The sequence below is a fragment of the Polyangium jinanense genome, assembly GCF_028435365.1.
This window is the reverse complement of the sequence record NZ_JAGTJJ010000001.1, coordinates 525,600-538,907: the sequence shown is the minus strand read 5'-3', so window position 1 is coordinate 538,907 and position 13,308 is coordinate 525,600. Positions and strand designations below refer to the sequence as shown.

The 13,308-nt window shown below is 68.6% G+C and carries 8 protein-coding genes; 5 read left to right on the top strand and 3 right to left on the bottom strand.

Annotation, left to right across the window (positions count from 1 at the left end; all coding sequences use genetic code 11):
• Positions 1–2: 2 nt before the first annotated feature.
• The gene (locus KEG57_RS02145; RefSeq protein ID WP_272418308.1) at positions 3–3,242 is read right to left on the bottom strand and encodes a protein kinase domain-containing protein; all 3,240 of its coding nucleotides are present in this window, start codon (positions 3,240–3,242) and stop codon (positions 3–5) included.
• Positions 3,243–3,618: 376 nt separating this feature from the next.
• Between KEG57_RS02145 and KEG57_RS02140 the strand changes: the two genes are divergently transcribed.
• From KEG57_RS02140 to KEG57_RS02130, 3 genes are all read left to right on the top strand, one after another.
• Complete coding sequence (locus KEG57_RS02140; RefSeq protein ID WP_272418309.1) at positions 3,619–4,008, top strand: hypothetical protein; 390 nt, start codon at positions 3,619–3,621, stop codon at positions 4,006–4,008.
• A gap of 30 nt (positions 4,009–4,038) precedes the next feature.
• Positions 4,039–4,902 carry a hypothetical protein gene (locus KEG57_RS02135; RefSeq protein ID WP_272418310.1) on the top strand — a complete coding sequence of 288 codons (864 nt, stop codon included), beginning with the start codon at positions 4,039–4,041 and terminating at the stop codon, positions 4,900–4,902.
• An 83-nt stretch (positions 4,903–4,985) separates the two neighbouring features.
• Positions 4,986–5,693 carry a glutathione binding-like protein gene (locus KEG57_RS02130; protein ID WP_272418312.1) on the top strand — a complete coding sequence of 236 codons (708 nt, stop codon included), beginning with the start codon at positions 4,986–4,988 and terminating at the stop codon, positions 5,691–5,693.
• Between the two features lie 49 nt (positions 5,694–5,742).
• Here the strand turns inward: KEG57_RS02130 and KEG57_RS02125 are convergent, their stop codons facing one another.
• The gene (locus KEG57_RS02125) at positions 5,743–7,128 is read right to left on the bottom strand and encodes a cystathionine beta-synthase (protein WP_272418313.1); all 1,386 of its coding nucleotides are present in this window, start codon (positions 7,126–7,128) and stop codon (positions 5,743–5,745) included.
• Between the two features lie 183 nt (positions 7,129–7,311).
• On the opposite strand from KEG57_RS02125, the gene KEG57_RS02120 reads away from it, so the two are divergent.
• Together KEG57_RS02120 and KEG57_RS02115 are read left to right on the top strand one after the other, a co-directional pair.
• Positions 7,312–9,306: a protein kinase domain-containing protein gene (locus KEG57_RS02120; RefSeq protein WP_272418314.1), complete on the top strand. Its 1,995-nt coding sequence runs from the start codon at positions 7,312–7,314 to the stop codon at positions 9,304–9,306.
• An 11-nt stretch (positions 9,307–9,317) separates the two neighbouring features.
• Positions 9,318–11,945 (top strand): B12-binding domain-containing radical SAM protein, encoded by a 2,628-nt coding sequence (locus KEG57_RS02115; RefSeq protein WP_272418315.1) that lies wholly within the window; start codon positions 9,318–9,320, stop codon positions 11,943–11,945.
• 3 nt (positions 11,946–11,948) lie between these two features.
• On the opposite strand, the gene KEG57_RS02110 is transcribed toward KEG57_RS02115, so the two are convergent.
• Positions 11,949–13,298 (bottom strand): hypothetical protein, encoded by a 1,350-nt coding sequence (locus KEG57_RS02110; protein ID WP_272418316.1) that lies wholly within the window; start codon positions 13,296–13,298, stop codon positions 11,949–11,951.
• Positions 13,299–13,308: the final 10 nt, after the last annotated feature.

Below are 13,308 nucleotides of genomic sequence, written 5' to 3'. Positions count from 1 at the left end.
CGCTAAAAGGGCCGCTTCTTCAGGTCCTTGACGTTGCCGAGCGGGTCGTCGGGGTTGTCCTTCATGAGCCCGCGCAGCACTTCCTTCACGTCCTTCTGAGGCGACCGATGGGGTTCGTCCGAGGACGATGTCTTGTCGTCGCTCCGCGCTTGCGAAGGCGCGTTGCCACTCGCGCCGGCCTCGCGGTTCTGTTTCGCGTCGCCGAGCTGCGAGGCCGCCATGGAGCGCTGCAGGAGCACCTGCGCGATCTTGCGATGGTAGGCCTGGCGCGTGTTGTGGAGCAGCGACTCGTACGCCGTGTCCTGCACGAGCACGTACTTGAACGTGTACGTCGCGCGCGGGATGCGGCCGCGCTGGTAGAGCACGTCCGCCTCGACGAGTCGATCGAGCTCGCGTTGTAGCGTCGTCGGATCGATCGGCGACACGGCCTCGATGAGATCGTAGGTGAACTCGCGCCCGAGGATCGCGCCGAGCTGCGCCACGCGTTTGGCGGAGCCGAGCCTGTCGAGCCGCGCCATGAGCGAGTCGCGCAGCGTCGCGGGGATCGCGAACGCGGGCAGCGGGCCCGTGAGCAGGTAACGACCGCCGCGCTCTTCGAGCAGCCCCGATTCGAGCAGCATCTTCGTCACTTCCTCGACGAAGAGCGGCACGCCGTCCGTCTTCTCGACGAGCTGATCGAAGACCTCCTGGGGCAGCTCTTTCCCCTTCGTGATCTCCTCGACCATCATCTTCACGCGCTTCGGCGTGAGGCGGCTCAGCGTCACGGTGCTGACGTGCGAGCGCGCGGGCCACGGCGGGACGAACCCGGGGCGCGCCGTGCCGAGCAGCATCGTGCTCACCGTCGGCAGGTCGTGCACGATGTCGCCGAGGATCGCGAGCGTCGAGGGATCGGCCCAGTGCAGATCCGCGAACATGACCACGACCGGCCTCTTCCGCGCGAGCGTCTCGATCGCCGTGAAGAGCACCTCTTGCAGCTTCGCGCGCTGATCATCGGCGGCCATCGTGATCGGCGGATAGCGATGCCAGACCGGCAGGCCGAGCAGCGCGCCGAAGAGCGGCATCACCTCGGGCAGCGGATAGCCGTAGTGCGTGAGCGCGCGCTCGAGTTTGCTGATCTTCTCCTCGGGGGTGTCGCGCGGGACCAGCACGAAGAGCTGGTTCACGAGCCCCGCGATCGGGAAGAGCGGGCGGTCGCGCTGATCTTGCAGGCAACGCGTCTCGAGCCACGTGTGCGGTGAGGTCTCGAGTCTGTCCCGGAACACGCGCGTCAGGCGCGACTTGCCGATGCCCGCCTCGCCCGAGATCAAAAGGAGCTGCCCCGAACCCTCTTCCACGCGGGCCCAGCGATCGAGCATCAGGCCGAGCTCCAGATCGCGGCCGACCATGGGCGTGAGCCTGCCCGTGGTCATGCCCTCGATGCGGCTCTTCGCGCCGCTCTCGTCGCTCACCTGGTACGTCTCGACCGGCTGCGGGTAGCCCTTCAGCGTGCGCAGGCCGAGGCCCTGGCATTGGTAGTAGTTGCGCACGAGCCGGTACGTCGTGCCGCTGATGAGCACCGTGTTGCGCCGCGCGAGGTTCGCCAGGCGCCAGGCCATCGTCGGCGTCGCGCCCGCGATCGCGGCGGGCTTGCTCGCCGCTTCGTCGATGATCTCCCACGTCAGCACGAGGCCCGTGTGCACGCCGACCCGCACGTCGAGCAGTGGTTTGTCGTGGCGGCTGTTCAGCTTCTGCGCCGACTCCACGAGCTCGAGGGCTGCGCTCACGGCGCGGCGCGCATCGTCCTCGCGCGCGATCGGGTAGCCGAAGTACGCGATCTGTCCCTCGCCGAGCGGCTGCGCGGTCTGGCCCTTGTAGCCCTTCATCACCTGCGCGAACGTGTCCTCGTACTCCTTCATCGAATCGCGCAGCTTCTGCGGATCGAGCTTCGAGGCGTTCTCCGTCGAGGGCAAAAGCTCGTACGAGACGATCGTGAGCTGCCGGCGTTCGCCCTCGGGGACCAGCGTGTCGCTGCCGGCGCGCAGCACCGTCCCGATGCCCACGTGCAACGGCTCCGAGCCCTTCGCGGGCATCGGCGTCACCGTCCCGGGCTGCGCCTTCGCCTCGGCATCGGCGGCCTTCGCCTGGGCGTCGGCCTCGGCCGCCTTCTTCATGTTGTGCCGCGAGCGCGACGAGGGGCGCGTGTGCGTCCGCTCCCGCTCCGATCGCGGCAGCGCGCCCGAGGGCATCGTCGCCGGCGGCGGCGGGTTGCTCGGCGTGCTCGGCAGGTTCTGCGGACGCAGCGTCTCCGCGTGCTCGATCGTCTCGGGGGCTTGCGGCGCCTGGCCCGTGAGCATCGTCCGATGCGCCTCGTTCGCCTTCTCCGGCGGCCCGATCCCGAGGCTCTCGGCCAGCGCCTTGACCTGATCCCACACGGTCGCGAACCGCTTCTTCGGATCGCGATCACACGAGCGCAAAAACCACGCGTCGAACGCCGGCGGCAGGCTCGGATCGCGAACCGACGGCGCCTCCATCGGGCGCGTCAGGATCTCGACGAGCAGCTCCGCCATCGTGTGGGCCTTCCAGTAGACCAGGCCCGTGAGCAGACGGAACGCGATGAGCCCGAGCGCCCACATGTCCGCGGGCGGCCCGACGCGTGGCGTGTCGCCGGTGGCTTGCTCGGGCGGCATGTAGAGCGGCGTCCCGAGCACCGCGCCTGTGCGGGTCAGGCGCGCCTCCTCGATGTTGCCCTCGTCGCCGGCCATCTTCGAGATGCCGAAATCGAGCACCTTCACGATCACGCGGCCGTCGTAGTGCTCGTGCAGGAAGATGTTCTCGGGCTTGAGATCGCGATGGACGATCCCGAGCGCGTGCGCCTTGCTCAGCGCGTCTGCGACTTGCCAGTAGATGCCCACGACCTCGGCGGCGGGCACCTTTTGCATGCGCTGCACGTACGCTTCGAGATCGGAGCCGCGCAGGAGCTCCATCACGAGGAACGGCGCGTTGCCGAGCTCGGGCGCGACGTCGGCGTCGATCACGCGCACCACGTGATCGCTGCGGATCCGCGCGGGCAGCCAGGCCTCGCGCTTGAAGCGCTTGACGAGCTTCGCATTGGTGCCGACGTGCGCTTGCAGCACCTTCATCGCCAGCTCTTCGCCGGTGTACACGTGCTCGACGAGGTACACCGTCCCCATGTTCCCCTCGCCAATGGGGTGAACGACGCGATATCGCGATGCGATGAGCTCGGGGATCTTCTCCGGCAGCATAGTCAGCGACGCGCACCACACCGGGCGGCTGGCCGGGCAGCTTCGTTCCCGGGCGCGCGCGCGGGGCAACGGTGCCTCGGTGCGCGCGCGGCAGGGACGAGGAGGGGCATCCCGAACATCGTATTCTTCCTCCTTGCGCCTTACCAGCCTTCTACATGTGGATCGTTCGCCCCTCCGCGTGCGCTCTGCTTACGAAACGTCGGCAATTCTTTCGCGTCTGGTCACAGACCTTTCCACGGCCCTCCCGAGGAACGCCCCGCCGGTTTTTCGTACGACGCCATCGGATCGTGCCCCACAGGCTCGATCGCTGCATTCTTGGCCTCGGGGGGCTCCTCCAAGGTAGTGTCATGTCCCACGCGACCGGAGGTTCTCCTACATGACGAACGAACGACGCAGGAAACGGAGCGAGCTGGTCCAGGTGGCGGCCAGCCTCTATCTCGAAGCCGTGATCGAGCGGAGCCGGATCAAGGCCGTGGCGCTCGCGAGCGACGAGGGGCTGCTCGTGGCCGGGGCCGGGGCCGGGTACGACCACGAGTGGCTCGCGGCGCTCGGCATCGTCACGGGGGAGCCTCATTTCAACGACGTGATCACGGAGATCACGCGGGGCGAGGGGATGGTTTCGTTCGACGTCCCGGTCCATGGCCGCACCCTTCGGCTCTCGGCCGTGGGCAAGGTGCCTCCTTCGCTCGAAGACGCGAGCGCGGCGCTTTCGCGCATCTTCGCGCCGCTCTTCGGGGCGAGCCTGCCGGTCGTCGCGTCTTCCTGAGCTCGCTCCCTTCCTGATACGTTCGGGGTCGTGCTTGTCCTCCGCTCGACCCCTACGCTTATTTCCGTCCTCCTCGCCTCCCTCATTGCCGTCGGCTGCGCGCCGGCGCTCTCCAGCATGCAGCCGGCGCACGTGGCACCCAAAGGCCACGTCCAGGCCGAGCTCGGGATGGATATCTCCATACCGACGGGCTCGATCTCGGACCTCGTCGACGTCGCCACGGTGCTCGTCGACGCCTCCGACGATCGCGACCTCACGCAGGCGGAGGTCGATCAGATCTACGCCGCGGCCGGCAGCCTCGCCCTGAATCCGCCTTCGGTGACCCCGCATATCGGCGTCGGATACACGCCGATCGACAACCTCGAAGTCTCGCTGCGCTTCGCCACGAGCTCCCTTCGCTTGGGCGGCCGTTATCAATTTTTGAATGGGGAAAAGCACGGTGTCGACGCCTCCGTGGGGCTCGGGCTCGGCTATTACATTTTGCCCTTGCCGCTCGGCGACACGCTGCAGATCGTCGAGCTCGAGGATTTCACGCGATTTCAGATCGACGTCCCGCTCGTGTTCGGCAAACAGGGGAACTGGTATCGGATCTGGGGCGGGCCGCGGTTCATGTACACGCATTTCGGCACCTCGCTGAAGCTCGCGATCCCGGAGGACGTCGCGAAGGCGATCGCGGGCCGCAGCGAGCTCGCGTCGTTCGGCGGAAATGCGTTTTACGTGGGCGGACAGGGCGGCGTGGCCGTTGGATACAAGCACGTCTTTTTCGGTTTCGAGCTCACCCTGGTGCAGCTCATCTCGAACGGCAACCTGCAGGTGCTCAACCAAACCGTGCGCGAGCTCGACCACAATAGCTTCATCGTGTATCCGGCGCTCGGCTTCATGGGCGAGTTTTGAGGGGAAGACGGCGCGCTCCGTGCATCGTTCCTGAGCGGGGGTAAGATGTCCGCGCGCCGGCCCGCGGCGCCCGAGGAGGGAAGATGATCGATCTTCATTTTTGGCCCACGCCGAACGGTCGCAAAATCTCCATCATGCTCGAAGAGGTGGAGCTCCCGTACCGGGTCATCCCCGTGAACATCGGACGCGGCGAGCAGTTCAAGCCCGAGTTCCTGGCGATCAGCCCGAACAACCGCATGCCGGCCATCGTCGACCACGAACCCGAGGGCGGCGGCGCGCCGATCAGCGTCTTCGAATCGGGCGCCATTCTGGTCTACCTCGCCGAGAAGACCGGTCGTTTCTTGCCGAAAGACGCGCGCGGTCGGGCTGAAACGTTGCAATGGCTCTTCTGGCAAATGGGCGGACTCGGGCCCATGGCCGGCCAGGCTCACCATTTCCGCATCTATGCGCCCGAGAAGATCGAATACGCGATCGAGCGATACACCAAGGAGGTGAACCGCCTCTACGGCGTCATGGACAAACGCCTCTCGGACCGCGACTACCTCGCGGGCGACTACTCGATCGCGGACATGGCCGCCTGGCCGTGGGTCGTGCCGTGGAAGGCGCAGGGGCAGAACCTCGACGACTTCCCGCACCTGAAGCGCTGGTTCGAGGCGATCGAAGCCCGCCCTGCCGTCGAGCGCGGCCGCGCCGTCGGTCGCGATCTCGTGCAGACCCAGGGCCCGGCGATGGACGACGAGGCGAAGAAGGTTCTGTTCGGACAAACGGCCGCGACGGTGCGCGGGCGCTGAAAGGGAAGGGGGGCGAGCTCGTTCGCGACGTGCTCGCCCCTTCCAGGCGTCAGACCGCGGGCTCGGCCGCGCGCTTCGCCAGGTAATCGATCAGATCGATCTTCGAGATGATCCCGACGACCCGCGTGCCGTCGGTGACGATGGCGACGCGCGCGTCGTTCAGCACGCCCTTCAAGAGCTCGACCTTCGTGTCGACGGTGACCGTCGCGTATTCGCTCTCGATGAGCTCCTGGATGTGCGAGTCGAGGCTGCCCTTGCCGCCGACGAGGTGACGGAGCAGGTCGACCTCGTGCACGAGGCCGCAGAGCTTGCCCTCGTCGACGATGGGGATCTGGCTGATGCCGTGGGTCTTCAGCTTGTTGATGACCTCGCCGACCCGGTCCTGCGGCCGCGCGGACACGACCTCGCCGAGGGGTTTGCCCGCGAGCAGATCACGCACCGTGCCGAGGCTCTTCTCCTCTTCGAGGAAGCCGTTCGAGCGCATCCAGTTGTCGTTGAAGATCTTGCCGAGGTACTTCGAGGCCGCGTCGGGCAAGAGGATCAGGATGTTCTCCTTCCGGCCGCTCTGCCGCGCGTACTTGATCGCGCCCGCGACGGCCGCGCCCCCGGATCCGCCGACGAACAGGCCCTCGAGACGCACGAGATCACGCGTCATGAGGAAGCACTCCTTGTCATCGACGCGGATGACCTCGTCGATGATCTGGAGGTTCATCGTGCTCGGGAAGAAGTCCTCACCGATGCCCTCGACCTTGTAGCTGAAGGGCTTCGTGATGCGGCCCGTCTTCACGAAGTCGTAGTAGAGCGAGCCCACGGGATCGACGCCGACGAGCTTGATCGAGGGCTTCTTCTCGCGGAGGTACTTGCCCGTCCCGCTGATCGTGCCGCCCGTGCCCATGCCTGCGACGAACACGTCGAGCTCGTCGCCGCACTGCTCCCAGATCTCGGGACCGGTCGAAAGGTAGTGCGCGCCCGGGTTCGAGGGGTTGTGGTACTGGTTCGCGTAGAAGCAATTCGGCGTCTCGTCCGCGATGCGCTTGGCGACCTGGTAGTAGCTGCGCGGGTCGTCGGGCTCGACGGCCGTGGGACAAACGACGACCTTCGCCCCGAACGCGCGCAGGGTGTCGACCTTCTCCTGCGACATCTTGTCGGGCATCACGAAGATGCACTTGTAGCCTTTGACGGCCGCGTTCAGCGCGAGCGCCGCGCCGGTGTTGCCGCTCGTCGCCTCGACGATCGTGCCGCCCGGCTTGAGCCCGGCCGCCTCGGCGTCCCGGATCATGTTGATGGCGACCCTGTCCTTGTGGCTCCCGCCGGGATTCAGGTACTCGCACTTGACGTAGATGTCGCTCTCGATCCCCTCGGTCACCTTGTTCAGCTTGACGATGGGAGTCCGACCGACGGCCTTGGTGATGTCACTCAGGGCGCCTCGCATCATGGGGGTCGTTTCTAGTAGGCCACGGGAACCGACACAAGCTTTGTCGGGCAGACCCGCACGCAGCGGCGCGGTTCGGTGGGCGCGGGGACGGACGGGAAAAAGTGCCACGATCGACGGCGATTGGCCTTACCCTCGAAGGGTGGCCGCGCGCGGCCGAGCGCGCGAGGTGGCCCATCCCTCACCATGGCGGATCGAGAGATACGCGCGAGATACGAGCTCCTTGGTGCCGTCCACGACGCGCCGGTGAGCCTCTTCCGCGCGCTCGATCGCGTCACGGGCAAGGCCGTCGCGGTCAAGATTCTCCGCGGCGCTTCGAGCGATGACGCAGCGCGTTTCGCGCGCGAGACGAGCATTCTCGCGACCCTCGATCATCAGGCGATCGTGCGGTACCTCGACCACGGCACGACTGAGGCGGGCGAGCCGTTCCTCGTGATGGAGTGGCTCGACGGCTTCACGCTCGCCGAGCGCCTCGCCGAGCCTGCGCCCCTCACGTTCTCCGAGTCGATCCTCATCGCCACGCGCGTCGCCGAGGCGCTCGAGGCCGTGCACGCGCTCGGGATCGTGCATCGCGACGTGAAGCCGGAGAACGTGCTGCTCGTCTCGCGAAGGCCCGACGACGCGCGCCTGCTCGACTTCGGCATCGCCCGCGCATCGAGCCCCGCGCGCGCCTTGACGTGCGACGGGCTCGTCGTCGGCACGTTCGGGTACATGGCCCCCGAGCAGGCGCGCGGTGCGGGCGAGATCGATGCGCGGACCGACCTCTTCGCGCTCGGCTGCCTGCTCTTCGAATGCGTCGCGCGGCGCCGGCTTTTCGCGGGCGCGACCGAGGGCGAGGTCCTCTCCTCGGTGCTCTACACGGCCGCGCCGCGCCTCTCCACGATCGTGCCGGGCGTGCCTCCTCTGCTCGACGATCTCGTCGCGCGCCTGCTCCACGAAGACCCGGCGTCGAGGCCGCAGAGCGCGGCCGCCGTGCTGCGCGCGCTCGCCGCGATCGACGTCGACGAGCCCATCTCGGAAAGGCCTCCGGGCGCGCCGCCTGCGCTCACCGAGCGTGAGGTGCGCACGCGTGATGTCACGGCGGCGCAGATCTTCGGCGAGGCGTCTGCCTCGCTCCTCGACAGGCCGTTCGTGGGCCGGGAGCGCGAGCTCGGGGCGCTGCTCTCCGCGCTCGAAGCGTGCCTCGAAGAGGTATCGCCGCGCGCGGTGCTCGTGACGGGCCCGCCGGGCATCGGCAAATCGCGGCTCGGGCGCGAGCTCGTGCGCGAGGTACGCCGCCGCGGGATCACGAACGTGGCGATCTCGCGGGCGGGGCGCTCGACCGTTGATGCCTCGGTCGATTGCGCCGAGGCGCTCGCCATGGCCCGCGCCGGCCGCCCGGCGATCGTCGTCGTCGACGACCTCCAGGGGTGCGACGCGCGCTCCGTCGCCGCGCTCGGCGACGTGCTCGGCGAGCTCCACGATTGCCCGCTCTTCGTGCTTGCTCTCGCGCGGCCCGAGCTCTTCGACGAGTTCGGCCACACGGCCGCCGTCACGTTCACGCAGGTCATGCCGCTCGCGCCGCTGCCGCGCAAAGCCGCGGTCGAGCTCGCGCGCGGCTGGCTCGGCGATCGGGCCGAAGCCGCGCGTGTCGACCGCCTCGTCGAGCGCGCCGCGGGTCTGCCGCTCGTGCTCGAAGAGCTCGCGCGCGCCGAGCTCGAAGGGCGCGGCGACGAGCTACCGACCTCGGCGCGTTCGCTGCTCGAGACGCAGATCGGCGCGCTCGACGCCGAGGCGCGGCGCACCCTGCGCGCGGCCAGCATCTTCGGCGACGTCTTCTGGTCGGGTGGCCTCTCGGCGCTGCTCGGCCACACGCGCACGACGACCGAGAGCGGCCGGCTCCGTGTGCTCGTCGATCGGGGCTTCGTCGTACCGCACGCGGGCAGCCGTTTTCCCGGCGAGCAGGAACTCGCGTTCCGCCACACGCTCGTGCGGGAAGCGGCTTACGGCATGCTCACCGAGGCCGATCGCGCGCTCGGGCACGCGCTCGCGGCGGCGTGGCTCGAGCAGAAGGGCGAGCGGGACATCATCCTCGCCGAGCATTTCCACCATGCCGGGGATCGCGCCCGCGCCATGCATCACGCCGAGCGGGCTGCGCGGGCCGGGGACGGCCACTTTCGTCGGGGGCCCATCCGCTGGTAGCATCGATCGGGATGACGGACGCGCACGGCAAGCGGCAAGCTCTCCTCGTCGCCGTCGCTGGGAAACCGGAATCGGCGCCGCGCGTCGTCTCGCCCCTCTCGCGCCTCGCGCGCGGCGCGCGCATCGTGCCCACGACCGCGGCCGAAGCGCAGAGGCGCGCGCCCGATCTCGCGGCCAAGCTCGCGGGCGATGGCGGCTGCCTCGTGCTTGGCGACGACGTATCGGAAGAGGCCGCGCGTGCGCTCGTCGTGGGGGCGCCCGGCGTGCGGATCGTCGTCCCCGCGGCGCTCGCCGAGGCGCTTCGGGACACGGCTTCTCCCGACGTGATCGACGCGGGCGCGCTCGTCCTCGAACCGATGTTCCTCGCGCTCGTCGAGGAGGCGCGGCGTGAATCGATGGGCGCGCTCGTGGGTTTGTCCGTGCGCTCGCCGGCGGGCCGCCGCGTGCGGCGCGCGGCCTCCACGCGCACGCCGTTCGTCGCGGGCGCGCGCATCCCGTTCGAGCTTCCGGCGGATGCTGCGGCGCGGATCGCCCGCCTTGCCGCGGGCCCGTTCGCGCTCGCGGACGCGGTCGTCCCGGGCGCGGCGCGTGGGCTCGAAGTCACCGAGGTCGTCGCGCTCGCGGGTGCGGATCGGCTCGTTTGCCACGCGCGTATCGGCGACGTCGTCGTCGAGGTCGACCTCGACGAGGAGATGCAGGGCGAGGGCCCGCTCGAAGTCGAGGCTGTCATGCGGCGCGGGACATTGGTTTGTCGCTGGAGCAAGCAGGGCGCATCGCTCACACGAAAGGCGCTCCTCCGGGACGGCCCCGTGCGGCTCGACGTCGTCCCGAGCCCCTTCGAGGTCGCGACGCGCCACGCCCTTTCGGCGCCTCGTATTGCAGACGCGCCCTCGCCGGCCTCGCTTGCCGGTGCCGCCGCGTCCGTCGCCATCGCGCGGGCGAGCCTCGAACGATATGCGACACGCGCGACGAAAAGGCCGCTCGAAATGGTCCTCGTGCACGTCCCGCGTTATCGCAACAGCTACGACGAGCTGGAATTGCCCTCGCTCGCGGCCGCGCGGCTCGCGGCGTTCACCCGCGGCCACGGTTTTTCCACGCACATCCACGACCTGCAAATCACGCACGCCGACGATCGGCTCGATTGTTTCGTAGACGATACCGCGGTCGACGGCTGGCTCGCGGGCGCCGAGAGCCCCGCGGTCGCGGCGGCGGCCGAGCACCTGTGGAATTCCTTCGGCCCGGAGCTCGTGCGCGCCGCCGAGGCCGGCCGCCGCGCGCTGGTCGGGTTTTCCATCGTCGATTACTTCGGCCATTTCCAGATGAACATCGCGGCGTGTCTCGCGCGCCTCGTCAAGGAGCGGACGGGTTTTCCCACGGTCCTCGGCGGCGAGCGGGATCAGGTAAACGGTGATCGCGCGCTCGGCACCGAAAAGACCTTCGATTACGTGGTCGACGGCGACGGCGAGATCCCGCTCCTCGGCCTCCTGCACCTCGAAGCGTACCGGGATCGCCGCGCGGCCGACATTCCAGGCGTCTGGTCCCGCGAGGGCGAGAGCGTCACGAAAAACAAGCTCGTCCGCTCGCACCTCAACGCCATGCCGCGTCCCGACTTCGACGACGTCCCGTTCGAGCTGTACCGCGGCAAACCCACCGAGCGCCTCCTCGCCGCCCTTGCGCGGGACGGCCTCTACCATGGCGAGCCCATCGAACCCTTCGCGTATCTCCCTTATGGATTCGTGAAGGGCTGCACCGCGAAATGCGAGTTCTGCAGCGCGAAGGAATGGCTCGACGTCCAGTCGCCCGAGAAGACCGCGGACGAGCTCATCCAGCTCTCCGAGCGCTACGGCGTCCGGGACTTCATGTTCCTGAACAACCTCGTCAACGTGAGCCCGCGCCTGCTCGAACGCCTTTGCCGGCGGCTCGTCGATTCGAAGGCCGGCCTGCAATGGACCGACTCCTGCCGCCCCACCGACATCTCCGCCGAGCTCGCCGCGCTCATGCGTGAATCCGGCTGCCTCCTGCTCAATTACGGCGCCGAGAGCGGCAGCGACAAGATCCTCGAATTGATGAAGAAGGGCCTGCTCTCGCGGGACATCATCGAGACGCTGCAGAACACCCACAAGGCCGGCATCATCAACCGCGTCAATTTCATCTCCGGTTATTTCCACGAAACCGAGGAGGACGTCGACGCGACGGTGCGGCTCGTGGAGACGCTCGCCGAGGAGATCGACATCGTCGGCTGCTTCCAGGGGTTTTACCTGTTCCCCGGCATGGGCGTCGACCCCGAGGCGGCCGGCATCGTGCTCCGCCCAGGCTTCGACCGATTGAAGACGGGGCAGGTGACGCTCGCGTACGACGAGATCGGTGGGTTGAAATGGGAGGACAAACGCGACGTGATCGATGCGTCGCGCAATCGAATCCTCGCCCGCATGGGCGACCTCGGCATCCGCACGCTCGACAAGATCAACGAGTACGATCTTTTCTGGATGTCACGGCGCTACGACAAGGAGACCGTGACGAAGTATCTGCTCGAAATCCCGCCGCGGCCGGTGGGGCGACGCAATCAAGCGGCAATTCCCCCCGGCGGCCAGCGCGGGCGCGTGGACGCAATGCCCGGCGGCTCGGGATATCTCGGCTGAGGGTTACCCGGACGAACCACCAAACGGCAAGAGCACGCCGAGCCGCGGCGTGGTTCGTCCGAGGCGACGGTTAAACGAGGCGCCGCGCACCTCGAAGGCGTCGTCCGTGCACACGAGCGCGCCGCCGCCCTCGAAAAGCGCCCCGAAAAGTTTCCGTGCGAAAAGCTCGCCTTCGGGATCGAGCGAGGCCGGGGCGGGGAGGAAACGCGCGGATTCGAAGGTGATCGCGGCGCCGTCGATCTGGGCGCCTTCGAGTGCGACGGCGCGTGCCTCGTCGAGGTAAAGCACGGGCCGCGCGAGCGCGCGGGTGAGCGGCTCGGACTGGTCGCGCGGGAGTGATGCGACGACACGCGCGGCCACGGAAGCGGCGCGCTCGCAGCCGAACGAGCACGGGGTGAAGGGGACGACGCGCCGCACGGCCACGTCGAGCAGCGGATGAAAGGACGCGCCGAGCGCGCGGGTGCGCGCGGCCGTGACGTACACGAGCGCCGCGTTGTTCCGGCGATCGGCGAGCGCCACGAACGCGGCCGTGCAGCAGGGCGGATACCCGAGCAGCTCGCCGATCGCGGCCGCGTTCCGGGACGAACCCTGCTCCCAGAGCGAAGCCGCGCGCGCGGCAAGATCCGGGTCCGTCGAGAAAAACACATGCACGGTCGCCTCGCCGGAGGCGCCTTCGATGCGCCGGCCCGTCGCGCCCTCGACCGCGAGTGGCAAAGCCTCCGCGCGCGCGAGGGCCATCGCCGCGCCCGGGTGCCGCGCGCGCACGGCATCGAGCGAGCGAGCGGGGACGACCAGATAAAGCACGGGTTTGTCCCCGTTCGTGAACGCGACCTCCTCCAGGTTCTCGGACAAACCCGGCACGGGCGCGTCCATCGGCAGCGGCTCCGCGGCCTCGGCGGCTTCTTCCCAGGCGGCATCGACGTCGAGCCCGATCGTCGCCGCCTGCCTGCTTTTCCCCGTCGTCGCACGCACGGCCGCTTCCCACGCAGTGACCTCGGGCGCGCCCACCTGAACACGCTCGCTCGCCGCGCGCACGCGCTCGTATCCGCGCGTGTCGTCGTGCACGAAGAGCTCGCGCCCGAAGCTCCGCGCCCGCGCGGCGAGCTCTTTTTCGTACGCTTCCACGAACGCGCCGCGGCGCAGGACCACGGCTTTCACGCCCCGCTCGAGGCACAAGCTCGCGCGAAAAAAACCTTCGTCGCCGCCCGAGGTCACGACGGCCGCGCGTGGGCTCCGGGCGAGGAGCGCCTCGATGGCTTCGAGGCCCGAGCCTTCGGGCTCGACGAGCACATCCCCGTCCGCCGCCGCGAGCGAGACTTCGCCTTTGCCGAGGAGGATGACGGGCTGCCGCACCCGGTGTAGC

Excerpts from the sequence above, each read along its gene's own strand:
- KEG57_RS02140 (WP_272418309.1), top strand. The coding sequence starts at position 3,619 with ATGACGAACGAACGACGCAGGAAACGGAGCGAGCTGGTCCAGGTGGCG.
- KEG57_RS02145 (WP_272418308.1), bottom strand. The coding sequence starts at position 3,242 with ATGCTGCCGGAGAAGATCCCCGAGCTCATCGCATCGCGATATCGCGTC.
- KEG57_RS02115 (WP_272418315.1), top strand. The coding sequence starts at position 9,318 with ATGACGGACGCGCACGGCAAGCGGCAAGCTCTCCTCGTCGCCGTCGCT.
- KEG57_RS02125 (WP_272418313.1), bottom strand. The coding sequence starts at position 7,128 with ATGATGCGAGGCGCCCTGAGTGACATCACCAAGGCCGTCGGTCGGACT.
- KEG57_RS02130 (WP_272418312.1), top strand. The coding sequence starts at position 4,986 with ATGATCGATCTTCATTTTTGGCCCACGCCGAACGGTCGCAAAATCTCC.
- KEG57_RS02120 (WP_272418314.1), top strand. The coding sequence starts at position 7,312 with ATGGCGGATCGAGAGATACGCGCGAGATACGAGCTCCTTGGTGCCGTC.